Origin of the sequence: Rossellomorea aquimaris TF-12 (genome assembly GCF_001648555.1) — a bacterium.
Classification (GTDB): domain Bacteria; phylum Bacillota; class Bacilli; order Bacillales; family Bacillaceae_B; genus Rossellomorea; species Rossellomorea aquimaris.
In genome coordinates this window covers 433409-459845 of the sequence record NZ_LQXM01000029.1, presented here as the reverse complement: position 1 = coordinate 459845, position 26437 = coordinate 433409, and the positions used below count along the sequence as shown (strand labels likewise).

Below are 26437 nucleotides of genomic sequence, written 5' to 3'. Positions count from 1 at the left end.
CAAATGGCAAAGTTTACCCGAGAAGATATTTTAAAATTAGCTAATGAAGAAGGTGTGAAATTCATACGTCTTCAATTCACTGACATTTTAGGAACAATCAAGAATGTTGAGATTCCACTAAGTCAGCTTGAAAAAGCACTAGATAACAAAATGATGTTCGATGGTTCTTCCATTGAAGGATTTGTTCGTATCGAAGAATCGGATATGTATTTATTCCCGGACTTAGATACATGGCTTGTATTTCCTTGGACAGCCGAAAAAGGAAAGGTTGCTCGTTTAATCTGTGATATTTATAATCCAGATGGAACTCCATTCGAAGGAGATCCCCGTAACAACTTAAAGCGTATTCTAAAAGAAATGGAAGATCTAGGTTTTACTGATTTCAATCTTGGGCCAGAGCCGGAATTCTTCCTCTTTAAATTAGATGTAAATGGTGAGCCAACTCTTGAATTAAATGATAATGGTGGTTACTTTGACCTTGCCCCAACAGATTTAGGTGAAAACTGCCGTCGAGATATTGCATTAGAACTTGAAGAAATGGGATTTGAAATTGAAGCTTCTCACCATGAAGTAGCTCCTGGACAGCATGAAATTGATTTTAAATATGCAAACGCTCTAAGAGCTTGTGATGATATCCAAACATTCAAGCTTGTTGTCAAGACGATTGCTCGTAAGCATGGGTTGCATGCAACATTCATGCCAAAACCACTATTTGGAGTTAATGGTTCAGGAATGCACTGTAACATGTCTTTATTCAAAGATGGTGTGAATTCATTCTTTGATGAAAAAGGTGATTTACAGTTAAGTGATACTGCACGTCAATTCCTAGCTGGAATTATCAAGCATGCAACAGATTTCACTGCAATCACGAATCCAACTGTAAACTCATATAAACGATTAGTTCCAGGCTATGAAGCTCCTTGTTATGTAGCGTGGTCAGCTCGTAACCGTAGCCCATTAATCCGTATTCCGGCATCACGCGGACTAAGCACACGTGTAGAAGTACGTAGTGTAGACCCTGCTGCAAATCCATACTTAGCGATGGCTGTATTATTAGCTGCTGGTTTAGACGGAATTAAAAACAACCTTCCTGCGCCAAAACCAATTGATCGTAACATCTATGTTATGGATAAAAAAGAGCGTGAAGAAGCAGGAATTGTTGATCTTCCAGCAACATTACATGCTGCATTAGAAAACCTTAAATCAAATGAAGTGATTGTGAAATCACTAGGAGAACACATCTTCGAACATTTCGTAGAAGCGAAGGAAATCGAGTGGGATATGTTCCGTACACAAGTACATCCTTGGGAGCGCGAGCAATACATTCAGATGTATTAAGATAGTAAATGAACTGAATTCAGTCATAAAAAACCAAGTCCGTTAGATGATCGGACTTGGTTTTTTTTCTATTCTAATTAGGCTACATGAAAAAAAGGCAATGCATATGCATTGCCCCTTTTTTCATCATTAATGCACCTGTCGATATACTCCAACAACTTTTCCTAGAATAGATACATTTCGTAAAATAATAGGAGACATCGTTGAATTTTCCGGTTGTAATCTCACGAAATCTTTTTCTTTAAAGAAGCGTTTTACCGTTGCTTCATCTTCTTCTGTCATCGCTACGACAATATCTCCATTATTAGCTGTTTGCTGCTGACGTACAATAACAAAATCTCCATCCAAAATACCAGCTTCTATCATACTATCACCCATAATTTCTAGCATAAACACCTGTTCATCAGAAGGTGCCATACGCTCAGGCAGAGGGAAAAACTCCTCCACATTTTCAACAGCTGTTATAGGTTGACCGGCAGTAACTTTACCAATTAAGGGTACATTCACGACTCTTTGACGTGGAATGGTATCCTCATCAAGGTTCAATATCTCTATGGCTCTAGGTTTGGTAGGGTCTCGGCGAATTAATCCTTTGCTTTCTAATCTAGCTAAATGCCCGTGTACGGTGGAACTGGAAGCAAGTCCAACTGCTTCCCCGATTTCTCTTACAGAAGGTGGATAGCCCTTATCCCTTACTGCTGTTTTAATATATTCTAGTATGTCTTGCTGTCTTTTAGATAATTTTGTCATATTCACGCACCTCTATTATCGATCTTATGTTCCCATTATAGCATGGGAATTTACATGATACAAACATAAGTTCGAATTTTAGTTGACACCAAACGAATGTTCGTATTACAATAAAGTTAACAAAACAGAACAGACATTCGCATGGAGGGTTAATTATATGCTAACAAACATTTGGAATCGTTTCTCTTATATTATTATTCTCTTTATTTTAGGATTTTTATCAACGGGGTATTTATTGTTAAACCAGGCAAATCAGCCTTCTTATCAAAGTATTACAATCAAAGAAGGAGACACCCTTTGGACTATTGCCAAAGAGTACAATGAAGAATACTCTATGACGGTAGAAGAATTTATTGCGTGGGTAGGGGAAGAAAATAATTTAACATCATTTTCCATCCAACCTGGAGAATCGATTGTTTTACCCATTGAAAATCCAACCCTATCAACTCAAACAGATTATCAACTTGTAATGAATGAAGAATAGAGGGATTTTATATGAAGGCTGTCATTTATTGTAGAGTGAGTACAAAAAAAGACACACAGGAGACATCATTAGAAAGACAAGAAGAAGAACTGGTGAAACTAGCCGAGAGTCACCATTATGAAGTTCATTCCATTATTAAAGATCAAGCAAGTGGTTTTGAACTGGATCGTCCGGGAGTCTTAGAATTGTTAGACAGAATTAAAGAGGATTCCATTGAAGCTGTGTTTATTCAAGATGAAACGAGAATTGGAAGAGGAAATGCAAAGATTGCTCTTATTCATTGTTTGCTTAAAGAAGAGGTTAAGATTATTAGTTTAACTCATAGTGGAGAGCTATATTTGTCTGAATCTGATTCTATGGTTATTAATATCGTTAGTATGGTAGAGGAATATCAGCGGAAACTTCATAATTTAAAAATTAAACGTGGTATGAGAAGAGCAGTTGATAATGGTTTTCGCCCTCATAAAAATTTAAAGAACAAAGGGAACCTCGAAGGTAGAGAACGGATAGAAGTTCCTGTTGAAGAAATTGTTCGTTTACGAAGAAATGAGCTGACTTTTGCAGAAATTGCAGCCACCTTAAGGGGCTTTGGCTACGATATATCAAAGGCAACTGTCCATAGACGTTTTAAGGAATATACCGATTCAATGAATAAAACATAATTCTTGTTTTATCTCCTTTAATTTAGTAACATGACGATAGTATTTCCTTGTACTATTATTGATTACGCAATAAAGGAGTTTTTATAGATGCTTTCAAAGAAAAAAATGAATCGTATAAATGAGCTGGCTAAAAAGTCGAAATCTCAAGGACTAACACAGGATGAAGCAAAGGAACAATCCAAACTAAGAAAAGAGTACCTGGAAACCTTTCGTCAATCTATGAAGGGCACAATTGAAAATACAAGAATATTTGATCCTTCAGGCAATGAAGTGACACCTAAGAAAATACAAGATATTCAAAACAAGAAAAAAATGCACTAATAGTGTATCGTTTTCAAACTAAGCTATCAATTAGGTCTGGAATCTAATGATGGCTTTTTTGTTTTTAGAAGGTCAGAAAGATTTTTTGTTTTTAACCATATAAAAGTCATGTTATCATTCAAGATAGTTGTATAAACTATCAAAGAAGATTAATATTAAGAATGAAGATTGAAAAGGAAGGATGTCTGACAAATGTTTGATAATACAGATCATTTAGCAGTTAATACAATTCGTACATTATCTATTGATGCAATTGAAAAAGCAGGTTCGGGTCACCCGGGAATGCCTATGGGAGCCGCTCCAATGGCTTATGCTCTTTGGACGCGCTTTATGAATCATAATCCAAAAAATCCTCAATGGTTTAATCGTGACCGTTTCGTTTTATCAGCCGGTCATGGATCAATGCTATTATATAGCCTACTACACCTTTCAGGTTATGACGTTTCCATGGATGACCTAAAAGATTTTCGTCAATGGGGCAGTAAAACACCTGGACACCCTGAATATCTTCATACACCAGGAGTAGAAGCGACAACTGGTCCTCTAGGACAAGGGATTGCTATGGCAGTGGGTATGGCATTAGCCGAGAGACATTTGGCGTCAACTTATAATAAAGATAAATACAATCTTGTTGATCACTATACATACTCAATTTGCGGAGATGGAGATTTAATGGAGGGTGTATCCTCTGAAGCGGCTTCATTAGCTGCACATTTAAAGTTAGGTCGACTTGTAGTACTTTATGATTCTAATGATATTTCGCTTGACGGGGATTTAGATAAGTCGTTTTCTGAAAGTGTTGAAGGCCGATTTGAATCATATGGTTGGCAGTATATCCGTGTAGAAGATGGAAATGATTTAGAAGAGATCTCTAAAGCCATCGAAAAGGCTCAAGGAGATACGACGCGACCTACAATGATAGAAGTGAAAACAGTTATTGGATACGGTGCTCCGAATAAATCAGGTAAGTCTGCTGTCCACGGTGCTCCACTTGGAGAAGATGAGATGAAGCTTACAAAAGAAGCTTATCAATGGACATTCGAACAAGATTTCCATGTTCCTGATGAGGTGTACAGTCGTTTTGAAGATAAAATTCAAAAAGCAGGCTCAGAAGCAGAAGAAAAATGGGCTGAATTATTCATTAAATATAAAGATGAATATCCTGAACTTGCTGTTCAATTAGAAGCAGCCATTAAAGGAGAACTGCCTGAAGGATGGGATAGTGAAATTCCTGTTTATGAAGAAGGTAAAGCCCTGGCAAGTCGTGCTTCATCCGGTGAAGTATTAAATGCAATTGCACAAAAACTTCCATCGTTCATTGGTGGTTCAGCTGATTTAGCAGGATCAAACAAAACCATGATTAAAGGGGAAGTTGATTTCAGTCCAGAATCCTATGAGGGCAGAAATATTTGGTTTGGTGTACGTGAATTTGGAATGGGTGGTGCCATGAATGGTATGGCGTTGCACGGTGGTTTACATGTATTCGGCGGTACATTCTTTGTATTTAGTGATTACCTGAGACCAGCTATCCGATTAGCTGCATTAATGGGGTTACCAGTAACGTATGTATTTACTCATGATAGTATTGCTGTTGGTGAAGATGGTCCAACCCATGAGCCTGTGGAACAGCTTGCATCACTACGTGCCATGCCAAATCTATGCGTCATTAGACCGGCTGATGGGAATGAGGTAGCAGCTGCTTGGAGACTTTCATTACAGTCAAAAGATCAGCCAACAATGTTAGTGTTATCACGCCAAGATTTACCTACTCTAAAAGGTACAGCAGATAAAGCTTATAATGGTGTAGAAAAAGGTGCATATGTCGTTTCAGCGTCCGGTAAAGATCAACCAGATGCATTGCTAATTGCTTCTGGTTCAGAAGTCAGCTTAGCTGTTGAAGCACAAAACGCACTTGAAAAAGATGGAATTAGTGTTTCTGTTGTGAGTATGCCTTCATTTGATCGTTTTGAGAAGCAATCAAAAGAATATAAAGAATCTATATTACCGAAGAGTGTGAAGAAGCGCTTGGCAATTGAAATGGGTTCACCATTTGGATGGGATCGGTATGTTGGGGATGAAGGAGACATCCTAGCAATTGATGGATACGGTGCTTCAGCTCCTGGAGGAAGGGTCATTGAAGAATATGGCTTTACTCCTGATAATGTTGTTTCAAGAATTAAAGCATTACTTCAGTAACATCTTTTGGACTAACTCCTAAAGCTTTTAGGAGTTAGTCTTTTTTGATAGGAGGTTTTGGATTCAGTGAAGCTCGTACAGGAAGCTAAAGAGGATAGGTCTAAGTTTTTCCCGTTACTAAATTTAGCGGATGAATCAAAAGAGATGATATCAAAATATATCCACTCTGGAACACTTCATACAGTTTGGACTAAAGAGAAACGAATTGGAATAATCCTTCTTATTGAGAAAGATGCACAGACAATTGAAATTAAAAATTTAGGGATTCTTGAAGAATTTCGAGGGAAAGGGATGGGGAAAAGAGCTCTAGAGTTAATAACCGATTACCTCAAAGGAAAAGAATATAAAAAAATGATTGTTGGAACAGCAAATTCAAGCATCGGCAATCTTATTTTTTATCAGAAGTGTGGTTTTCGAATGAATGCAGTAGAGAAGGACTTTTTCTTATCCTATCCCCATCCAATCATTGAAAACGGCTTGAGAGCCTACGATATGGTGATGTTAGAGAAAAAGATTGATAAATAGAGTTTTCGACAAAACTAGTGTTATTTTTCAACAAATTTTGACAATTACTCCCTATTCTTTCAATTATACTTAATAAAAGAAGTAGGGGGGAGAAAAGGTGCGAAACTATCATATCTATTGGATTGAAGAAATGTTTGTTCAGCACTATTACGGTCGAGAAAGAATGTTCTTTCAACTTTTTTCTGAATGGGAAACAAGTAATGGAGAGATGTCTGATATCATAGCCAAACAAGTTGAGTATATTACAAAGCCCATACCATATCTTCCCACCCAGAGACTTCTGCAACATGAAATAGCAAAGGTAGATGGAGCGAAATGGGAAAACTCCGCTGCTAAGCTTGAAAATCCTAAATCAGGAGCTTCCTTGGTGCTGCATGAAAAATGCATAACGATTCATGCTTGGGGAAAAGATGATTCAGAGTATGTTTTCTTTGAAATTTTAAGAAGAAATATGGGACAATTACTAGCCATTGATATAAAAAATGAACGTTTTGGTTGGCTAAAACCTATAAAACAAAGAAAATTTATATATTAATTAAGAAATTGTGACAGAAATATTGTATAATGTTTCTTGGTTTAGTACACTTTTAAAAGGACAACATGAAGGAGGAAGTAAGAATATGTCAACGACTTGGCTACTTATTCTAGTTGGAGTTCTAGCACTACTTGCTGGAATTGCACTAGGATTTTTCATTGCTCGTAAATATATGATGAGCTACCTAAAGAAAAATCCACCAATTAATGAACAAATGCTTCGCATGATGATGATGCAAATGGGTCAAAAACCATCTCAAAAGAAGATTAATCAAATGATGAACGCAATGAATAAGAACATGAAGTAATAAGTGGGAGCACTCAGGTTATGAGTGCTCTTTCTTTGTGGTGTCATTTCGGGCTACCGATGACATGAGAGATAGTAGATGATTAATTATAGGTATAAACGAGGATTTTGGGAGAATAGGAAAAAACTTAAGGATAATCTTTCAAGTTAAAAATGATTTTATGATAGAATGAAGTGCGGAGGGAGTCATATGAAAAAATGGATGATTGCTTCACTTTCACTAGTAATCCTTATTTCAGGTTGTAATAATACGAAACCTCAAGAAGTGATAGATGAAGAAACACTTGAAAAGCAAAATAGTGCAGCAAGTGAGGCACGTGAATATTTAAATTATAACGTTAATAAAGAGAAGAAGTCTGTAAATCGAGGGCTCATTACGATGACGATTAATAATCGAGCAGACATGGACGAAATCGAGACAGGGCTGATGTCTTTATCGACGGAACATTTTTCTCCTGAAAAATATGTGTATGAAGAAGGGCAGTATTTAGAGGATCTTGATTTATGGTTAAGGAGAGAATCCGAATCAAATGAATTAGGCTTGAATCCAGCGATTGAAGTCAGTGAAAATATGGACTGGAAGAAGCGGATGGAAATTGAAAAAAAGAATCCTATGTATCTTGCTTACGTTCATGAACAGAACTTTGTTGATTCTAAGGGGAAAATTCAAGGTATTTCCTTAGGGCTAGCTATGAATTCAATCGATTACATTCGTGTAAAGGATGCAAATAGCTTAATGCATTTTGATGAAGTTAAAATTGATGATAAGACTTTGGAAGAGTATGGGAAGAAGGCGGCTAAAATAATAGTAAGTCGTGTAAGAGGGAACAAAGAATTAAAGAATGTTCCTATTCTTATTTCAATTTTTAAACTTCAGCCATTAAATAGTGTCATCCCTGGAAACTATTTCACATCAAGTTTTCTTGATGAAAATGATAAAGGGATAAAAAAATGGCAAGATGTGTCTGAGAACTATTTTTACTTCCCAAGTAATGCTGGTGAAGAAAAAGATCGTGATCTACATAATCGAATTAGAGACCTAGAAGATTATGTATCGAAGTATTTTTCTCATCAAGACATTGAATTTGTGGGAAAAGGATTGTATAAAAAGGACAATCTAAACAAGCTTGTTATTGATGTGCATACAGGAATGGTCAAGGAATCAGAGCTCATTGGGTTTTCTCAAGCAATTGGACCGGAAATTGTCGATTACTTTCCACATACTCCTGTTTATCTTTATGTGAAAACGCCTAAAGGCATTAAAGCAACCATTGTAAAAGAGGTTGACCAAGAGCCATTTGTTCAAATTCATGAGTAATACCAGAACTTCATACAATTAGAGCAGACCTTTCATAGGTACTGCTCTTTTTTTAGTTTAATTCTTGTTAGTTGATTGCATTTATATAATAATTTAGCCACTTATACGAAAAATCGTGTTGGAATAACTCATCAGAGATGGAGGAGTCTTGGTGGAAAGTAAGGAACGAATCCCTCACCATCTAGAACATAATGCTTGACCGAGGCAATGGCAGAATAAATGGAATAAATATCAATCATTGTGAAAGAGCCGAAAGAAAAGAAGCTTCCATAAAAAAATATTTCTCATTTTTTTGAAATTTGGTAAAATAAAGAGTCTATTTAATTAAGATACGGAGGATATAAGATGAGGGTCTTCATAGATTTGAGATGGTTCTTTTTACAAGAAAAAAAGTCGTATATAACCGGGACAATACTGCTCTTACTTGTTGCATTCTTGCAACTGATTCCACCAAAGATTGTTGGAGTAGTCGTAGATAGTATTAAAAGTAATACTCTTACACTTAAAGATATGCTCAAATGGATTGGGATTCTTTTAGGAACAGCTCTTTCTATGTACGGTTTACGATTTGTTTGGAGAATTAAAATATTTGGATCGGCTACAAAACTTTCACGCTTACTTCGCAATCGTTTGTACCATCATTTTACTAATATGTCTCCGTCATTTTACCAAAAAAGACGAGTTGGAGATCTCATGGCCCATGCTACAAATGATTTACAAGCCATTCAACAAACGGCAGGGGTTGGTGTTTTAACCCTCGTAGATTCGTTGGCAACGGGTGGATTCGTCATTCTTGCAATGGCGTTTACGATTAGTTGGAAGTTAACGCTTATTGCTCTCATCCCTATGCCTATTATGGCTCTTTTAACAAACTATTATGGAACACTCTTACATAAACGATTTCACAATGCACAAGAGGCATTTTCTTCTTTAAATGATAAAACTCAAGAGAGTGTATCAGGCATTAAAGTATTAAAGACATTTGGTCAGGAAAGAGAAGATATTGAATCTTTTCGAAAGCAATCAGAAGAAGTTGTGCAAAAAAACATGGCTGTTGCGAAAGTGGATTCATTATTTGATCCGACGATTTCGATTATTGTTGGGGTATCATTTTTCTTGTCAATCGTCTTTGGCTCTAAATTTGTAGTGAGTGGAGAGTTGACAATAGGCGAGCTTATTTCGTTTACGGCATACCTTGGTCTTCTTATTTGGCCAATGCTTGCTTTTGGGTGGTTGTTTAACATTGTTGAAAGAGGGAGAGCGTCTTATGATCGAGTATCTGATCTTCTTGATGAAGTAGTGGAAGTGAAGGATAAGGTTGATGCAATTGAGGTCCGTCCCTCGGGAGATATTCAATATAGAATTGAGAAATTTTATTATCCAGGGGAGTCGGTTGTTGCTTTAGAGGGGATTGATTTTTTATTAGAGAAGGGAAAAACGGTGGGGGTTGTAGGAAAGACTGGTGCAGGAAAGACGACTTTATTGAAGGTTCTTATGAGAGAGTTTGAGGGGTATTCTGGTGAGGTTACATTTGGTGGTCATTCCATTAAAGACTATAAGCTAAATAGCTTAAGGGAAGCAATTGGTTATGTCCCACAAGATCATTTCTTATTCTCTGCAACAATACTAGAAAATATCGCCTTCACGAACCCATTAACACATAAGGAAGAGGTCGAATCAGCAGCGAAACTTGCTCATATTCATCAGGATATTGAAGGTTTTACCCATGGATATGGAACAGTAGTTGGAGAAAGAGGAGTATCATTATCAGGTGGGCAAAAGCAAAGGATTTCAATAGCCAGGGCATTGTTAATGGACCCGGAGTTATTAATTTTAGATGATTCATTGTCAGCTGTTGACGCTAAAACGGAGGAAGCTATATTATCATCACTCCGTGAAAATAGAGAAGGGAAGACGACGATCATTACAGCGCACAGGTTAAGTGCGATTCAGCATGCTGACTTCATTATTGTGTTGGAGAATGGGAGGATTGTCGAGAGGGGAACTCACCAAGAGCTTATGAAAGAAAAGGGTTGGTACAAAGAGATGTATCTTCGCCAGCAATTAGAAGAACTTGTGGAGCATGGAGGATAAGTATGGATAAATTACCTACACTAACATATAAAGATCAACGTAAGATCTTTTTCAGACTAATGAAATTTGCACAACCTCATAAAAAGACCATTCTTTATGCATTTTCATTGTTGTTATTGACGACTATTGGTGATGTGCTTGGCCCAATAATTATTAAGGTGTTTATTGATGATTATCTAACTCCGCGGCTTTTTTCATATTGGCCTCTTGTTAGTTTAGGGTTCGCATACTTGATGATACAAATAGTGAATGTCGTGATTTCATACTTTCAATTATTAAAATTTCAAGAAATAGCCTTAAAAATTATTCAACAAATCCGTGTAGATGTTTTTACAAAGGTACAGGGACTAGGTATGAAATATTTTGATAAAACTCCTGCTGGAAGTATCGTCTCAAGAGTGACAAATGATACGGAAGCAATAAAAGATATGTTTGTAAGTGTACTGGTTTCTTTTATTCAAGGAACATTTTTGCTTACAGGAATATTTATTGCTATGTTTGCGTTAAATTCTCGACTTGCTCTCTTTTGTTTATTTATATTACCAATCATTTTTATGATAATGAAATTATACAGAAAATACAGCTCTCTTTTTTATCAAGATATGCGGGAGCGACTAAGTGAATTAAATGCAAAGTTAAGTGAATCCCTACAAGGGATGTCAATCATACAAGTATTCAGACAGGAAAAACGACTTAGAGAAGAATTTGGACATATAAATAAAAAACATTACTTAGCAGGCATGAAAAATATAAAAGTAGATGGGCTCTTACTAAGACCAGCGATTGACCTCGTTTACGTTGCTGCACTTATCCTCGTTTTAAGTTTTTTTGGTATTACCTCCATTAATCAGCCTGTTGAAATCGGTGTTCTCTATGCTTTTGTAAATTATTTGGATCGTTTCTTTGAGCCGGTCAATCAAATAATGATGAGATTATCACTGTTTCAGCAGGCAATTATTGCATCTTCAAGAGTGTTCAAACTACTGGATGAAGAAGAAATGGCCCCTTCACAAATTGTAATGAATCATAATTCAAATAAAATTAATGAAGGTGAAGTTACATTTAAGAATGTTTCTTTTTCTTATGATGGACAGAAGGATGTATTAAAGAATATTTCATTTTCGGTGAAGCCCGGTGAAACCGTTGCTTTAGTGGGGCATACGGGAAGTGGAAAAAGTTCAATCATCAATTTATTAATGAGGTTTTATGAGTACAATCGCGGAGAAATATTGATAGATGGTCAAAATATTAAATCCTATCACATGGAAGAGTTAAGACAAAAGATGGGACTGGTATTGCAGGATCCATTTCTCTTTTATGGTACCATTAAAGAGAATATAAGGCTTCATCATGACCATATATCTGATAGAGAAGTAGAAGAAGCTGCTACCTTTGTTCAAGCTCACTCATTTATTGATAAATTACCTGGAGGATACTCACACAAAGTAGTTGAACGTGGTTCAACGCTATCAGGTGGACAAAGACAACTCCTTGCTTTCGCTCGAACCATTGCTACTAAACCTAAAATCCTAGTACTAGATGAAGCAACAGCAAACATTGATACAGAGACGGAAGAAGCGATTCAAGCTGCATTATCAAAGATGCGGGAAGGAAGAACAACAATTGCTATCGCACATCGCCTTTCGACGATACAAGATGCAAATTTAATCTTGGTTCTTCATCAAGGCGAAGTAGTAGAACGTGGAAGTCATCAGGAATTACTTTCAAAAAGAGGGATATATCATAAGATGTATCTGTTGCAAAATGGATTAGTTGAAGGAATGGAAGCTGCCATTGCAAAAGAATAAGGAAAAGAAACAATAGAAAAGGCAGACATTCATAAATTAGGATGTCTGCCCACTTTTTATTTAAAAAACAATCATTATATCGTTAATATTATAATTTCAAAAGATTATTAGGAAAAAACTAGCTCATTTGAGGGGAATACTTTTTTATGTATTTCGAGTTATAGCTATTTAACAGACGATCAAGTTCCTGACTAAATTGAATGGCTTGAGGAGATGTAAGTCCGTTTTCAGCAACAATATCAATTAATTGAGCACGCTTTTTTTCAATTCGTTCGAGAAGCTCTTGTTTAGACACGGCTGTTTCCTTTCTTTTGTATCCAATTACAGAAGGAATACAAAACTAGTAATAATTGTAACTTTTTTTAGTATAACGAAAATGAAAACATTTTTCAAAGCAAAAATGATGTTTTTAATAAAAAGATATGTCAGTTTAATACATTTGAAATTGTAAAATGTAATTGTAAAGAGATGGTCACAAATCTTTCACATAATCAATCCTCATGGTCTTACCTGATATTTGATAGAATAGAGATATAATAAAATTTGTAGGAGATGTGAAAATGTCTGATATTAATATTTTTTTAGCATTTGGAGCAGGTTTTTTAAGTTTTATTTCCCCCTGTTGCCTGCCATTATATCCTGCGTTTCTATCCTATATTACTGGGATGAGCGTGAATGAACTTAAGACAGACAATGCTATGCTACAAAGAAGAAGTTTATTACATACGATATTCTTTTTAATAGGATTCTCAAGCATTTTTATTGCGATTGGATTTGGAACTTCGTTTATTGGAGAGTTCTTTTTAGAATATAAGGATTTGATACGACAACTTGGTGCTATCTTTATCGTAATTTTTGGTTTGGTAGTAGTAGGAATATTTACTCCAGAAATGTTGATGAAGGATCGCCGCTTTGAATTTAAGAATAGACCAGCAGGATATGTCGGTTCTGGTTTAATTGGTATGGCTTTTGCAGCAGGTTGGACACCTTGTACCGGTCCCATTCTTGCATCTGTTTTAGCATTAGCTGCAACAAATCCTGGTTCTGGTGTTTTATATATGACATCTTATGTATTAGGGTTTGCCATTCCCTTTTTAATCCTTTCTTTCTTTATTGGGAGAATGCAGTGGATTCGACGCAATAGCGGGAAAATTGTAAAGGTTGGGGGATACATCATGATTGTAGTAGGAATCATGCTATTCTTTGATTGGATGACTATTCTTCTTGCTTATTTCACTTCAATATTTGGAGGGTTTACTGGCTTTTGATTTTGATGGTGAATCTGTTCTTTCTTTTTAAATTGAATTTTTATTACGTTTAATGGTATAGTTGTAGATGGATTAATTAGGTAAAAAGAGAAGAGATTTACATCGGTAGCTTTTACGAGGAGGGACACCTGTGGCAACGATACTTGTAGTGGATGATGCGAAGTTTATGAGAATGACATTGGGTAACATGCTTACATCAAGTGGTCACGAAGTAATAGGGGAAGCAGAAAATGGAAGAGTAGCCATTGAGAAGTATCGTGAGCTTCAACCTGATCTCGTTACAATGGATATTACTATGCCTGAAGTGAATGGATTAGAAGCTGTTAAAAGTATTTTAGTTGAACATCCCCATGCTAAAATCATTATGTGTTCCGCAATGGGGCAACAGAAAGTAGTAGTTGAAGCCATTGAAGCAGGTGCAAAAGACTTTATTGTAAAACCATTTGATGAAGTTCGCGTAGAAGAATCAATTAAAAGAGTGCTAGGTTTATAATAAAAGAGAGCGTGGAAAGAAGGTCAGCCTTTTTCTGCCTCTCTTTTTTGTATTTTCGTTTTGAAGATAAATAGGATATAATAGATGGGAAAATGAATCAACTTTTAAAAAGGATGATGATTTATGATGATCGCTTCATCCATTATTGCGATATGTATGGGGTTTCTTGTTTTGTTTATTCGTATGAGAGCACAAAAAAAGCCAGTGAATGCGAAGAAAATTATTTTACCACCGTTATTTATGAGTACAGGTGCATTAATGTTTCTTTTTCCTTCTTTTCGAGTGTCCTTAGGGGAGTTTTTAGAAGCAATCACTGTAGGTATGCTTTTTTCAATTTTGTTAATAAAGACTTCCAAATTTGAAATTCGTAATAATGATATTTATTTAAAACGTTCTAAGGCATTTGCTTTTATATTAATCGGACTTCTTTTAATTCGCATTGTGGCGAAGTCAATTCTAAGTGCCTCAATCGATTATGGGGAACTTAGTGGAATGTTTTGGATACTTGCTTTTGGGATGATTGTGCCTTGGAGGGTCACAATGTATCTTCAATATCGAAAGATGCATCAAGAGAATAAAGACTTAACTACCAATTCAATATAATTCTTTCATTAAAACAGAACGACTGATATTCAGTCGTTCTGTTTTTGATTCGGATGATATTTTACTCCGGCGCGTTGAGAGGTAAATCAGCTAGCCATTTAGCGTAAAATAATGGTGCTGTTAGAATGTCCGGAAGGATGGCTTCACTACCCTCTTTTCTAGCCAGTTTTTTTTCAGCAGCAAAATTTATTTGAACCTCTAACAGCCATACTTTTAAATTCTCATCAATAATTAAATCAATAGCAGCTTCCCCTAAATGGTAATTATTTTCTTCAATCAATTGAAGTGAATGTATACCTAATCTATTAATGTATTGTGTGATATCTATAATTTTTTGAGGGGGTAAATGAAAGAGAGCTTGAAAACCCTCATTTCCTGACAAGGTTTTCTCCCTATTTTTATAATTTGAAATAATACTATCTCGTTTAGCAATTTTCGTTTCTATGCCTGAACATATCCATTCTCCAATATGGTTTTTATGGAAATACACCCTGAAATCGACTTTTTGGGATTTAATTTTAATCGGTATGTCTTGTTGAATAAGGTAGCGTTGATTTTTTTGTTTTTCTAAAATCACAATCAAATCTTCCATATTTGAAATCTTTTTCATCTCGGAATCTTCATTTGTAAGTAAAAAACTACCGTTTTCTCCTTTTTTAATATGGAGAATCCCTCTGCCCCTGGATAAATTGAAAGGCTTGAGGTAGATAGAATCAAACTGATTTATCATTTCAAATAATATATTGTAATCTGTTAACGCGGCTGTTTGAGGTATATGCTGAGAGAGGAGTGGAGATCGATTCATGATTTTCCAAAAAGTCCGCTTATCTAAGCTGAAAGGATGATTGAAGATTTTATTTCCAATATGCTCTGATAAATGTTGATATGTTGCTGTCTTTAAATAATCTCTACTAAATATTGCATTTGGATAGGGGAAGGTTCCTTTAATAAAAGTTTTTGTATCCGGATTAAAATAAAAACCAGGTATCGTTAAATTATTTGTATTAATCTCTTCTTGCAAAAAAATGAAAATAAGTCCTTTAATCTTTTCATATTGTTGAAATCGCATGAGTAATTTTTCTGGTTTAGCATATAAATGCTTAGCTGGAATAAACCCGATCACAGGACCAAGGTATAAATGTTCACCAGCGAATTTGCATTCATATGGTAAGGATGGGATTTCTAGATATGCATTTATTTTTTTGGGAAGAAGGATGGTTCCTAAACATAGATTATTATCAATATGAATATCCATTTTCTGTTCTATCATTCCGAAGTGTACGGTTAATGTAGGTGATAAGATATTGTATTTTTCTAACGTTTGTTCATGTAAGTGAATCTTGTTTTCTACTAAACCCTCACTAATTTTTATTAACGTCATTCTATTCACCCCCCCAACAGTAATCTTCACCATACTATATATAGAATATTCTTAAACGAAAAAAAGGTATAACGGAAAAGCCTAAATTGGATAAAAAGGGCGATTTTTGTCATTCTTTGAGTTCCACATTTCCTTTTGATGAATGTACCTAATCTCCATATACTCACTCTTTTTAAAAGAACATATTATTAGTAAAGTCATACTCTATATAAAGATAGAAACTTAATAATAAAAGGGTGTGAAGTGAGTCTTGGAGGATAAAACAATTGGGATCTTAGGCGGAATGGGGCCTCTTACTACGATAACTCTAGCTGAAAAAATCATTGAGAAAACACCAGCAAAGAATGATCAGGAGCATCTGCGAATGATTATTTATAATAATGCAAAGATCCCGTCTCGCATTGATTCCATAATAAAGAATTCGGAAAGTCCACAACTAGAATTGGAAAAATCAGCACAAATTTTAGAAAAAGCTGGAGCGGATTTTATTATTATACCCTGTAATACCGCTCATTACTGGTATAAGGATATTTGTCTCTCAGTTAAAATACCTGTTCTAAATATTATTGAGGAGACTACTAAATACGTAGTGAATCATTTTCAATCAGGTTCAGTATTACTATTAGGAACAGAAGCGTCCATTAAAGTAGGATTATATGAAAAAGAGTTTCATAAACATAATCGAGAAATTACTATCCCTAACCAAGACGAACAGGAGGTCATCAATCTAGCAATTAATGAAGTTAAGGCTGGACAAGTTGTTGGGAATAAAGCCATTCAAGATATGGCGAACATAATAGAAAAATATAATAGAAATGGAACAAGAACAATCATCGCAGGCTGTACTGAAATATCTATACTCCTACCACACCTCCCCTCATGTGAAAAAATAGACCCACTTGAAATATTAGCCGAAAGAGCAGTAAAAGAAGCAAAAATGAAAAGATAGAAAGAAGATCTCGAGGGACGGACCTCCTTAATTGTAATGAGATTACAATTTTATTACAATGCTAGAAAAAAAGAATAAGAACGAAAATTACGGGCAAAGTAGGAAGTATATGAAATCAAGCAGGAGGTAATACTTTGTTCACACTAGGGGATATATGGACGTTTTTTTTAGCGTTTTTCTTAACGTTACCAATTGTGACGGTTGTACATGAAGCAGGTCATGTACTAACAGCTAGAATTTTTGGAGCAAAGATTCAGTTTGCCATTGGTACAGGGAGAACTTTATTTCACATCGGCCCACTGGAAGTAAAAAGAATGTATTTTATGGAAGGATGGTGTCAGTATACTGAACTAAAGTACAATAAAGTATGGGTGCACGTTCTTATTTATTTGTCAGGGAGTATTTATAATTTAATCGTCATTTTATTAATCAACTTTTTAATTTATGAAGGAGTTTTCCCTGTTCATATTTTTTTCTATCAATTTGTATATTTCTCAGTATATTTTATCTTTTTTTCTTTATTTCCTTTTAGGAATGGAGAAGGAAAACCAAGTGATGGACAAGCTATATTAGATGTTATTCGGTTTGGGAAAGCAGAGGATCCAATTGATTAATCCATTGGTTTTAAGGGTGAAATCTTTTGGATATGGATGATAAGGTAAAGTTTAAGAATTGGAATATCTCCTTCAATAAAAAATCAAAAAAGAGGGTCTTCTCTTTTATATAGCAACATTATAAAAAGAAATATAAAAAAGGTAAACGAAAATCGTTTACCTTTTTTTAGCGTTTTTCCATTTATAAAATAGAAAGGCTGCACCTAGGAAAAAAATCAAATATAATACGATTGGAATGATTAAGATGGATCCCATAAACACTTCACCCTCTCATGTGAAATTTAGAATAAGTGTTCATAAGGTTTTACATCTATTTGCATATCATCTAATTTTTTCCTTAGAAACTTATGATCTCGTTTCGGTGTTGCCAAGATATACCCTCTGATTACTAATTCTTCAGAAATTCTGGGTGCTTTTTCAGTTATCGCAATCTCACCAATTTTTCCGGCAATTTTATGCTTTGCAACATCTCTAAATATTTCAGGAACAGGCGTAACCAATTCATTGAGCATTTTCTTTTCTTCGTCATTCCATAGATGTATGGATTCGTTTACATAAAATTCTTCCCAATCCATATCTGATTTACCATCTTCTTTCGGAAATCTTTTTAAGAATTTACGAAACATGAAAAATCCTCCGATGGCAAAGGAAACCACTAAGAATACAACCCAAAACATAATAAAATATAAAAACCAACCTTCAAGCATGCTTTCACCTCAATTTTTCAAAAGGGAATGTTTCGTATTCATTATAGACAAGGTAAGAGGATGTGACAAGAATATCGTATAAAATACAATTGAAGTCTATACTGTTCTCAATAAGAAATGATATACTTATATTACAAATAACGTGAATATTCTTTCAGTTTCGATAAAATCATTACTTTTTCGCATTGTGGATTTAGGGGGATTCAATTGATGAAATTTAGGGGTAGAATTATTTCCGTATTAATATGTCTATTAATCGTGATAACTTGGGATTTTATCTATTATTTCGTTTTAGATTATCCAATTCATATTAAAGTAGATTTAGTTTTCACATTGATGATTCTTTTTATAGGATATTATATGGGGAAATATTATGACCGTAGCGATGAAATGTTAAATGCTTTTCGAAAGAGCGAGGAAAAAGTGAATCTTCTAAATGAAGAAATGCAGCATGTGCTTCAAAGCATTGATGAAGTAGTGTTCCACACCAATTCAGTGGGAGAATTCCAATTTTTAAATAAGTCATGGGAGGATTATACTGGCTATACAGTGAATGAGAGTCTAAATAAAACGGCACTCCATTTTATCTCATTAAATGAACGTCATGAAATTCAACGTTTACTGCGAAGTAGTATTGATAAGAAAAGAGAAAAAATGAAAATTGATATTTCCTATCAAAAGAGGGATGGCCAATATCGATGGGGAGAAGTCAATATCAAGCTTAATTACAATAGTGCAGGAATGTTAATCGGCACGGTTGGAACCATATCTGATATTACTGAGAGAGTACATAATGAAGAAGAGCTCATGGAAATGAATGAAACGTTGGCTATCGAATCTCAAAAATTATCTGTAGCTGGTCAATTAGCAGCAGGAATTGCCCACGAGGTAAGAAACCCGCTTACTTCAATAAATGGCTTCCTGCAATTAATGAGAGATGAAGCAGACGAAAAAACAAAGGACTACTTAGAAATTGTGTTCTCAGAAATTAAGAGAATCGAACTGGTACTTAGTGAATTGTTAATATTGGCCAAGCCGCAATCCGTTACATACAAGAGAATAAATATTGTTGAGACCCTTGATCACGTTTCAAAATTATTAAACACCAACGCCATTCTTTATAACATAGATATACAAACTCATTTTCAAAAGAAAGAATTGTACATTCGAGGGGATGAGAATCAATTAAAGCAAGTGTTTATTAACATCATTAAAAATGCCATTGAAGCCATGCCTCATGGAGGAAATATTACGATTAAAGCTACCTTAAACCAGGATAATAAAGTGGAAGTTACATTTAAAGATGAAGGAATAGGCATGAAGAAGGAAGTTCTTGAGAAGCTAGGAGAGCCTTTCTTCACGACAAAAACAAAAGGAACCGGACTTGGTTTGACCATATGCTTACGTATCCTTCGAGATCATTCAGCTGACATAAGAGTTCAAAGTGAACAAGGAGAAGGAACTAGCTTTCATATCCATTTTGATGCTGCTCAAGGGATCGAACGAAAAAAACGTGAATACGTTCATAATCAATAAAAAAACCCCCTTCTTGGATGTATCCCAGAAGGGGGTTTTAAGTATGATCATTTTATTATTAAAATCTCAAAGTGGCGGGACTGCCTGGGAATCGAACCCAGCGGAGACGGCACGCGCCTCCCAAGAGGTTTTGAAGACCTAGGCAAGCACCAGCTAAACAATCAGCCCCGTAAATGAATGCTATCTAATTTATAACATGTGATATAGAGTTATTCAACGTTTTTGTTTAAATAGTGATTTAATAGACGGGCTTATATATTAAGAACTGTATATCGTAATAGAGAACTTCAAAAAAATACAATTTATTTCAAATATTTGTAACATTTAAACTTTAGTGAAAGTAGAAAATACTTCTTTACCAAGCCTTTATCCCCATGATATGATACTTTTTGCTGGTTAGTATCGGTTGAAGAAAGCGATTTCTTAGACTGTAGCTATACCTTTAAATATTGAACATTTTGATACAGACATAGGGGGAAATCAAGTATGAAAAAATTATGGTTCTTAGGATTAGGTTTATCTTTAGCATTAGTAGGGTGTTCTGATTCAGGTTCTGAAGGAAATAAAGAAGAGTCAAGTAAGGCAACTGAAGAAAATACCAATGTTGCTGGAGATTTAATGGAGTTTTATCTAAATTTAACTACAACCGTAAATGGTGTTGATATTGATTTAAATGGATATGAAGAAGCAATGGGTGCTGAAGAGCCTCCAACAGGTGACGATTTGACTAAACTGAAGGAAGCAGCTGCTGCATCAGCTTCAGAGAGTGCAAAGGCAGTAGAAAACCTTGAGGTCCCTGAAGGACTTGGCGATCATAAGGAAAAAGTGGAAGAATTTAAGTCAACTTTAACTGAATCTTACTCAATGAAAGCTGAAGAGCTTAAAAAAGAAGGAAAAGCAGATTTAACTTCAGCTGATGAAAAATTAAACGACGCTGAAAACCAAATCAAAACCCTTCTAGAAGAAGCAGGATTAGTAAGCTCAAGCCTGATCAGCGATCTTAACGGATAACTGGTAAAGCTAGCCTCAGTATCTTGAATTTAAAAAAATATAGTGCTCGATGTTTCATATATACGAAAAAGACGAATCCTTACAATACTAAAGGATTCGTCTTTTTGTTTTACTAATTCTACGCATATAGTTGTTTTGTGGGGCAATTTTTTCAGCTCGCGTGGAAAATAGTTGTGCAATAATCCTTAACGGTGGTTCACAAATTACAAGCTCTTTATATTTAGCCACAACAATTTTTGCGAAAAAAACCTTACATTATTATTTCAGTAAGGTGTCCTTTACCTCCAACTGCACCTATATAAAAGGTGAAAGGAGGTGAAAGGAAATGGCGACTGCAGATTTAAAGGACTTAAAAATTAGACTAGTGTTTGAAAACGGAGTAGATCTTGAAGGTAATCCCCAATTTGAATATAAAACGTATAGCTACATTAATATGTTAGCTACTCCGAATGAAATTCTTCAATCGTGTGAAGAGATTGCCAGTCTATCATCTAAACCTCTCTATGACATAGAGAAAAACGAAGTTTACGATATCAACGCATAAACTTCTTAATTTGATGAAGAAGGGGGTGAAATCATGACTAAAACACTAGAATTACAATTCTCAACGGAAACGGGAAAAGTTGCAACAGTTTCTATAGATCACCCTAAAGAACCGATTGACTCTGCTGCTGTAAAAAGTGTTATGACCAATATAATCTCATCTAATGTTTTTCAAAGCTCAAAAGGCAGGTTCATAACTGTGAAAGGAGCAAGACTTCTAGAACGAAATGTAACGGATTATGTGATTGCAGATTAAGGAGAAGTAGCTGGAACAACAAGGGCAGCCCCTTCGTTCCAGCTTTTCTTATAAGACAGAACATAAAGGAGGAAAAAGTTTGGAAGCCATTATTCCGTTTGTGTCAGAGGTAGGGTTTCCAATTATCGTAACAATGTATTTACTTTATCGAATTGAGACAAAGTTAGATGCAGTCGTTACGTCTATTCAAACCCTTCCAGAGAAGATGAAAGGATAAGGAAGAGGAGGCCAATGTACATGGCCTCCTCTTATTGAATGCACTTTGTTGAACGAAAGTTTTGTTTGTAATATGCCTAATGAGTCAATTAAAGAATGAGAATATATAAAAACAGAGAATTTCCATGGGAACAATTCCTTTCACGAAAAACTTCATAGTTTGATATAATTTGAAGAATAAGATGGATCGGAGAGGAGTATTTAACATGAAATTTATTCATACAGCTGATTGGCATTTAGGTAAATTAGTTCATGGTATTTATATGACGGAAGAACAAAGATACATATTAGAGCAATTCGTTGACCTTGTAGAAAAAGAGAAGCCTGATGCAGTTGTGATTGCAGGTGATTTGTATGACCGTTCTGTTCCACCGACAGAAGCTGTGGAGCTATTAGATGAAATATTATTCCGAATTAATGTAGAGTTAAACATCCCAATAGTTGCTGTTTCTGGAAATCATGATAGTGCAGAACGTTTATCCTTTGGTTCCTCTTGGTACAAACATAGTCAGTTTTATTTAAAAGGAAAATTAACATCTGATTTTACCCCGGTAACCATCAAGGGGGTTCATTTTCACTGTGCTCCTTATGCTGAGCCTGGGAATGTAAGACAAATTTTACAAGATGATTCTATCCACTCTCACCATGATGCTATGAAAGGGATTGTGGATCAAATGAAATCACATATGATACCAAATGAGCCACATGTATTTGTTGGACATGCCTTTGTTTTGGGAGGAAAGACAACCGATTCTGAGAGAACTTTATCTGTTGGGGGATCAGGCTGCGTAGGTGCAGATCTATTCGACCCGTTTCATTACACAGCTCTAGGGCATCTTCATAGCCCTGATGCTATTAAACATGAGACGATACGCTATTCAGGCTCACTGTTAAAATACTCTTTCTCTGAATCGAATCAAAGAAAATCAGTCACCATCATTGACATGGAAAAGGACGGGTCATTCACTTTACGAGAGGAAGTACTTCAACCAAAACAGGATATGAGAGAACTTCAAGGATATATGGAAGAATTACTCGATCCAGGTTTCTACCAAACTCAGAAAGTAGATGACTATCTTAAAATCACGTTACATGATGAAGGGACACTTATAGATCCCATTAATAAATTACGCCAAGTCTATCCGAATGTACTACATCTAGAACGGCAAATTGATAAGACAGATGCAAAAAAGAAAAATATGTTTCGCATAATTGAGGACAAAAAAAGATCAGAATTAGATTTATTTAAAGAGTTTTATTCTGATATGACAACAGGAGAATTTACCAGGGACAAAGAAGCAGTTCTTCAAAATGTAATTGAAGAAGCAAGGAAGGAGGTTGAAGAGGTATGAAGCCCCTTAAATTAGTGATGCAAGCTTTTGGCCCATACGCAGAAAGAGAAGAAATAGATTTTCGTTCTTTAGGGAACAGGACGATGTTTGTTATATCAGGAAAAACCGGATCTGGGAAGACGACCATCTTTGATGGAATATCATACGGAATTTATGGAAAAGCCAGTGGGGAAGATCGAAGTCCAAGTGAATTAAGAAGTCAATTCGCTAATGAGGATGACGTTACTGAAGTTGAACTTACCTTCAGCTTGCGTGGTAAAACGTATCGGATTTGGCGCTCTCCTCAACAAGATAAGAAAAAATCAAGAGGAGAAGGTTTTACTACCATCAATGCCAGATCAGAACTTTATATAATAAACGAAAATGGAGAAGAACAGATACTTGCTGCCAATGTTAGAGATGTAGATGAGAAGGTTAAAAGTTTGATTCAATTAGATGCCAACCAATTTAGGCAAATTCTCATGATTCCCCAAGGTGAATTCCGTAAACTCTTAATCTCTGAGAGTAAAGATAAAGAAGTTATTTTACAACGTCTCTTTCATACAGAGTTGTACAAAGTGATTCAAGAAAAATTAAAGACAGAAGCGGATAACTTGAAGCAGAATGTGGAATTATCTGTTGAAGAACGCACAAGAGAATTGCTTAGAATTCATTTTGAAGATAATGAGGAACTGAAATCATTATTACTAGAAAATCCACTTAATGACAAACAAATTCTTCACATTCTTCCTTCTCATATTGAGAAAATGGAGATTGCTGGTAAAGAAATGGAAAGACACTATCAAAGCATTCAACATAATAGGGATGATCTTCAACAGCAGCTGGTCCAAGCTAAAAACTTAGTGGAACAATTTCAGCTCAAAGAAAAACTAACCGTCGAAAAACAGAGGTTAGAAATGATCAAGCCTGAAATGGATACAATCAGTCAAGAAATACAATTAGCTCAAAGAGCTTCCTTGTTAGTTCAGCAAGATGAATACTGTCATAAGCTAAATAATAAGTTGAATGGCTTAAAGGTTGACTTAGATAGACTTATGAAAGATAAAATGAGTTTAAATGAAAAATGGAATAAAGCTAAAGAGCTACTTGATGAAGAAAAAAATAAAGAATCGATTCGAAACAATGTATCCAAAAAAATCAATCAGCTTGAAGCTATGGAAAAAGAAATAGACTCCTTAGATTCCTTAATGAAGGATACAAAGGAAATCAAAGAAAAGTATGTAAAACAACAAGAGATAACCAACAAGCAAACAGAACAAATCACCTTTCTACAAGAAGGAATTAAAGAGCGTGATAAGCGAATTGAAAAGGAAGAAAGAAGTCAAACAGAGTTTTTCCAGTTAGAAAAAGATGTCCAAGAGAAAAAAATAATACTTGATCAAATGAAACATATTCAAGAAATGAATGTGAAACGTGAGGATTATCAAAAAACATACGAATCTCTACAAAAACAGCAGGCAGTTCTGGAAAAGAAATCTGAAGACGCAGCTGAAACAGTAACGTACCTTGAAGGTAAGTGGCATTCTGCACAAGCAGCCATATTAGCAACAGGACTTCATAATGAACAACCATGTCCTGTATGCGGATCAAAACATCATCCTCATCCAGCTGACCAGGTGGCTTCGGTGCCTTCTGAGGAAGATCTGAATGCGGCAAAAGAAGAACAACAAAAACTAGATCATGAAGAAAAACAGGTGAATGTTTCCCTGGCTCAAGAGGAAACGAAGATTCAGGGAATTGAAGCGCAGATTGAAGATACAGTTATTAAAATTAAAGACATTCATCAAGACTTTATGGTAGAAAATATAGATGAAACTATTCAAAACTTCAAACAATCCATTCAATCTTTGCATTCTGAGATTGCTGAAATGAGAAAAGCGATGGAAGAAATAAATGTAATGAAGGAGGAAGTGAAAAAAGGACGTGAAAAGCTTGAAGAATTAGAACGATTACGTGAAACAAATAGTCAGAAGCTTCAAGAACTCCATACCCAATTTTTAACGAAAAATACCACATTAGATAAAGTGAAAGAAGCCATACCAAAAGAGCTTAGATCAAAGGATCATTTTACAAAAGAATTAAGAGAAACAAAACAAACTCATGAAGATCTAAAAGCTGCTTTTGAACGAGCACAAACACAGTATTATGAACTTGAAAATCTTTATAGTGTAAAAGAATCTCAAGTGAAAGATAAAAAACATCTAATGGAACAAGTGACGAAGGAAATGAAAGAGGAAAGAGAAGCCTTTTTATCCCTTCTCACTGAACAAGGGTTTCCTGATTATAAAGCCTTTCAACGAGCTAAAAAAACAGAATCAGAGATAACTATCCTCCAAGACAAAGTAAAGAAATACGGTGAGGATCTACGTTCTGTTTCAGATCGCTTACTAGATATTCAAAAGGTTTTAGAAAATAAAGAACACCCACAATTATCAACAATAGAAGAAAGAATTAAAACGATAACTGAAGAACTTCAAATTGCAAACGATCGTCTAAATAGTAATGTTGTTAATACAAAGGAAAACAAACTAATTTATAAAAAGGTAACAGATATTAATCAGGGGATAAAAGAGTTAGAAGAAAACTATCAAATGGTAGGTCACTTAGCTGAAGTGGCAAGGGGACAAAATGCAAACAGAATTACGTTTGAAAGATATGTGTTAGCTTCATTTCTTGAAGATATTCTCCATATCGCAAACGAGCGATTAATCAAAATGACTTCTGGTCGTTATCAATTGATTCGAAAAGCAGATCGGAGTAAAGGGAATGTTCAAAGTGGACTAGAACTGCTTGTTTTTGATCAATATACTGGTCAAGAACGACATGTCAAAACTTTATCAGGGGGAGAAAGCTTTAAAGCTTCATTAGCTTTAGCTCTGGGGTTAGCTGATGTTGTCCAGCAATATGCAGGCGGTGTATCCTTAGAGACCATGTTTATCGACGAAGGGTTTGGAACACTGGATCCTGAATCCCTTGATCATGCAATTGAAGCCCTTATGGATATTCAGAATAGTGGAAGACTAGTAGGATTAATTTCGCATGTTCCCGAACTAAAAGAAAGAATCGATGCTCGTTTAGAGGTTATTTCATCACAAAATGGTAGTAGAACAGAATTTCAGTTTTTAGCATAAAGGAAAGAAAACAATTTGAAGGAAAAGATCAAGGAGTTCA

Annotated in this window: 27 protein-coding genes and 1 tRNA gene; 23 read left to right on the top strand and 5 right to left on the bottom strand. The window is 35.3% G+C overall.

The window, feature by feature from the left end; genetic code table 11:
* Positions 1 to 3: 3 nt before the first annotated feature.
* The gene (gene glnA / locus IQI_RS15880; RefSeq protein WP_064093602.1) at positions 4 to 1338 is read left to right on the top strand and encodes a type I glutamate--ammonia ligase; all 1335 of its coding nucleotides are present in this window, start codon (positions 4 to 6) and stop codon (positions 1336 to 1338) included.
* Between the two features lie 129 nt (positions 1339 to 1467).
* Here glnA and lexA read toward each other — a convergent pair whose 3' ends face one another.
* Positions 1468 to 2088, bottom strand: a complete 621-nt coding sequence (lexA, locus tag IQI_RS15875) for a transcriptional repressor LexA (RefSeq protein WP_064093601.1) — start codon at positions 2086 to 2088, stop codon at positions 1468 to 1470.
* 157 nt (positions 2089 to 2245) lie between these two features.
* Here lexA and yneA point away from each other — a divergent pair, with 157 nt between their 5' ends.
* The 10 genes from yneA (at position 2246) to IQI_RS15825 (ending at position 12337) form a co-directional block, all read left to right on the top strand.
* Positions 2246 to 2572 carry a cell division suppressor protein YneA gene (yneA, locus tag IQI_RS15870; protein WP_064093600.1) on the top strand — a complete coding sequence of 109 codons (327 nt, stop codon included), beginning with the start codon at positions 2246 to 2248 and terminating at the stop codon, positions 2570 to 2572.
* An 11-nt stretch (positions 2573 to 2583) separates the two neighbouring features.
* Positions 2584 to 3234 carry a YneB family resolvase-like protein gene (locus IQI_RS15865; RefSeq protein ID WP_064093599.1) on the top strand — a complete coding sequence of 217 codons (651 nt, stop codon included), beginning with the start codon at positions 2584 to 2586 and terminating at the stop codon, positions 3232 to 3234.
* A gap of 87 nt (positions 3235 to 3321) precedes the next feature.
* On the top strand, positions 3322 to 3555 hold the full coding sequence (locus tag IQI_RS15860; protein WP_064093598.1) for a DUF896 domain-containing protein: 234 nt from the start codon (positions 3322 to 3324) through the stop codon (positions 3553 to 3555).
* Positions 3556 to 3747: 192 nt separating this feature from the next.
* Entirely contained in the window at positions 3748 to 5751 is a 2004-nt protein-coding gene (gene tkt / locus IQI_RS15855) for a transketolase (protein ID WP_064093597.1), read from the top strand.
* Positions 5752 to 5817: 66 nt separating this feature from the next.
* On the top strand, positions 5818 to 6276 hold the full coding sequence (locus IQI_RS15850) for a GNAT family N-acetyltransferase (protein ID WP_082892759.1): 459 nt from the start codon (positions 5818 to 5820) through the stop codon (positions 6274 to 6276).
* Between the two features lie 97 nt (positions 6277 to 6373).
* Entirely contained in the window at positions 6374 to 6811 is a 438-nt protein-coding gene (gene sirA / locus IQI_RS15845) for a sporulation inhibitor of replication protein SirA (RefSeq protein ID WP_064093595.1), read from the top strand.
* A gap of 85 nt (positions 6812 to 6896) precedes the next feature.
* Positions 6897 to 7118: a YneF family protein gene (locus tag IQI_RS15840; protein ID WP_064093594.1), complete on the top strand. Its 222-nt coding sequence runs from the start codon at positions 6897 to 6899 to the stop codon at positions 7116 to 7118.
* A 189-nt stretch (positions 7119 to 7307) separates the two neighbouring features.
* Positions 7308 to 8435, top strand: a complete 1128-nt coding sequence (locus IQI_RS15835; RefSeq protein WP_064093593.1) for a CamS family sex pheromone protein — start codon at positions 7308 to 7310, stop codon at positions 8433 to 8435.
* A gap of 345 nt (positions 8436 to 8780) precedes the next feature.
* Complete coding sequence (locus tag IQI_RS15830; RefSeq protein WP_064093592.1) at positions 8781 to 10529, top strand: ABC transporter transmembrane domain-containing protein; 1749 nt, start codon at positions 8781 to 8783, stop codon at positions 10527 to 10529.
* 2 nt (positions 10530 to 10531) lie between these two features.
* Positions 10532 to 12337 (top strand): ABC transporter ATP-binding protein, encoded by a 1806-nt coding sequence (locus tag IQI_RS15825; RefSeq protein ID WP_064093591.1) that lies wholly within the window; start codon positions 10532 to 10534, stop codon positions 12335 to 12337.
* 118 nt (positions 12338 to 12455) lie between these two features.
* Here the strand turns inward: IQI_RS15825 and IQI_RS15820 are convergent, their stop codons facing one another.
* Positions 12456 to 12632 (bottom strand): aspartyl-phosphate phosphatase Spo0E family protein, encoded by a 177-nt coding sequence (locus IQI_RS15820; protein ID WP_064093590.1) that lies wholly within the window; start codon positions 12630 to 12632, stop codon positions 12456 to 12458.
* Positions 12633 to 12897: 265 nt separating this feature from the next.
* Between IQI_RS15820 and IQI_RS15815 the strand changes: the two genes are divergently transcribed.
* From IQI_RS15815 to IQI_RS15805, 3 genes are all read left to right on the top strand, one after another.
* Positions 12898 to 13605, top strand: coding sequence for a cytochrome c biogenesis CcdA family protein (locus IQI_RS15815; protein ID WP_064093589.1), 708 nt, complete (start codon positions 12898 to 12900; stop codon positions 13603 to 13605).
* A gap of 130 nt (positions 13606 to 13735) precedes the next feature.
* The gene (locus tag IQI_RS15810; protein WP_064093588.1) at positions 13736 to 14098 is read left to right on the top strand and encodes a response regulator; all 363 of its coding nucleotides are present in this window, start codon (positions 13736 to 13738) and stop codon (positions 14096 to 14098) included.
* 123 nt (positions 14099 to 14221) lie between these two features.
* Complete coding sequence (locus IQI_RS15805) at positions 14222 to 14701, top strand: CcdC family protein (RefSeq protein ID WP_064093587.1); 480 nt, start codon at positions 14222 to 14224, stop codon at positions 14699 to 14701.
* Positions 14702 to 14762: 61 nt separating this feature from the next.
* Here IQI_RS15805 and IQI_RS15800 read toward each other — a convergent pair whose 3' ends face one another.
* On the bottom strand, positions 14763 to 15956 hold the full coding sequence (locus tag IQI_RS15800; RefSeq protein WP_197489764.1) for a YheC/YheD family protein: 1194 nt from the start codon (positions 15954 to 15956) through the stop codon (positions 14763 to 14765).
* Between the two features lie 376 nt (positions 15957 to 16332).
* On the opposite strand from IQI_RS15800, the gene cuyB reads away from it, so the two are divergent.
* Together cuyB and IQI_RS15790 are read left to right on the top strand one after the other, a co-directional pair.
* Complete coding sequence (cuyB, locus tag IQI_RS15795) at positions 16333 to 17031, top strand: cysteate racemase (protein WP_082892756.1); 699 nt, start codon at positions 16333 to 16335, stop codon at positions 17029 to 17031.
* Positions 17032 to 17165: 134 nt separating this feature from the next.
* Complete coding sequence (locus tag IQI_RS15790; RefSeq protein ID WP_064093585.1) at positions 17166 to 17645, top strand: site-2 protease family protein; 480 nt, start codon at positions 17166 to 17168, stop codon at positions 17643 to 17645.
* 281 nt (positions 17646 to 17926) lie between these two features.
* Here the strand turns inward: IQI_RS15790 and IQI_RS15785 are convergent, their stop codons facing one another.
* Positions 17927 to 18352 (bottom strand): DUF2621 domain-containing protein, encoded by a 426-nt coding sequence (locus tag IQI_RS15785; protein ID WP_064093584.1) that lies wholly within the window; start codon positions 18350 to 18352, stop codon positions 17927 to 17929.
* Between the two features lie 210 nt (positions 18353 to 18562).
* Here IQI_RS15785 and IQI_RS15780 point away from each other — a divergent pair, with 210 nt between their 5' ends.
* Entirely contained in the window at positions 18563 to 19888 is a 1326-nt protein-coding gene (locus tag IQI_RS15780; protein ID WP_082892755.1) for an ATP-binding protein, read from the top strand.
* Between the two features lie 72 nt (positions 19889 to 19960).
* Here the strand turns inward: IQI_RS15780 and IQI_RS20720 are convergent.
* Positions 19961 to 20057, bottom strand: a tRNA-Sec gene (locus tag IQI_RS20720).
* A gap of 317 nt (positions 20058 to 20374) precedes the next feature.
* Between IQI_RS20720 and IQI_RS15775 the strand changes: the two genes are divergently transcribed.
* The 6 genes from IQI_RS15775 (at position 20375) to IQI_RS15750 (ending at position 26397) form a co-directional block, all read left to right on the top strand.
* Positions 20375 to 20899: a hypothetical protein gene (locus IQI_RS15775; protein WP_064093582.1), complete on the top strand. Its 525-nt coding sequence runs from the start codon at positions 20375 to 20377 to the stop codon at positions 20897 to 20899.
* Positions 20900 to 21224: 325 nt separating this feature from the next.
* Complete coding sequence (locus IQI_RS15770; protein ID WP_064093581.1) at positions 21225 to 21443, top strand: DUF1659 domain-containing protein; 219 nt, start codon at positions 21225 to 21227, stop codon at positions 21441 to 21443.
* 33 nt (positions 21444 to 21476) lie between these two features.
* Positions 21477 to 21698, top strand: coding sequence for a DUF2922 domain-containing protein (locus IQI_RS15765; protein ID WP_064093580.1), 222 nt, complete (start codon positions 21477 to 21479; stop codon positions 21696 to 21698).
* Between the two features lie 79 nt (positions 21699 to 21777).
* Positions 21778 to 21915, top strand: coding sequence for a YvrJ family protein (locus IQI_RS15760; protein WP_064093579.1), 138 nt, complete (start codon positions 21778 to 21780; stop codon positions 21913 to 21915).
* Between the two features lie 205 nt (positions 21916 to 22120).
* Positions 22121 to 23266 (top strand): exonuclease SbcCD subunit D, encoded by a 1146-nt coding sequence (locus IQI_RS15755; protein ID WP_064093578.1) that lies wholly within the window; start codon positions 22121 to 22123, stop codon positions 23264 to 23266.
* Complete coding sequence (locus tag IQI_RS15750) at positions 23263 to 26397, top strand: AAA family ATPase (RefSeq protein ID WP_064093577.1); 3135 nt, start codon at positions 23263 to 23265, stop codon at positions 26395 to 26397. Before IQI_RS15755 ends, IQI_RS15750 begins: the two co-directional genes overlap by 4 nt.
* Positions 26398 to 26437 lie beyond the last annotated feature (40 nt).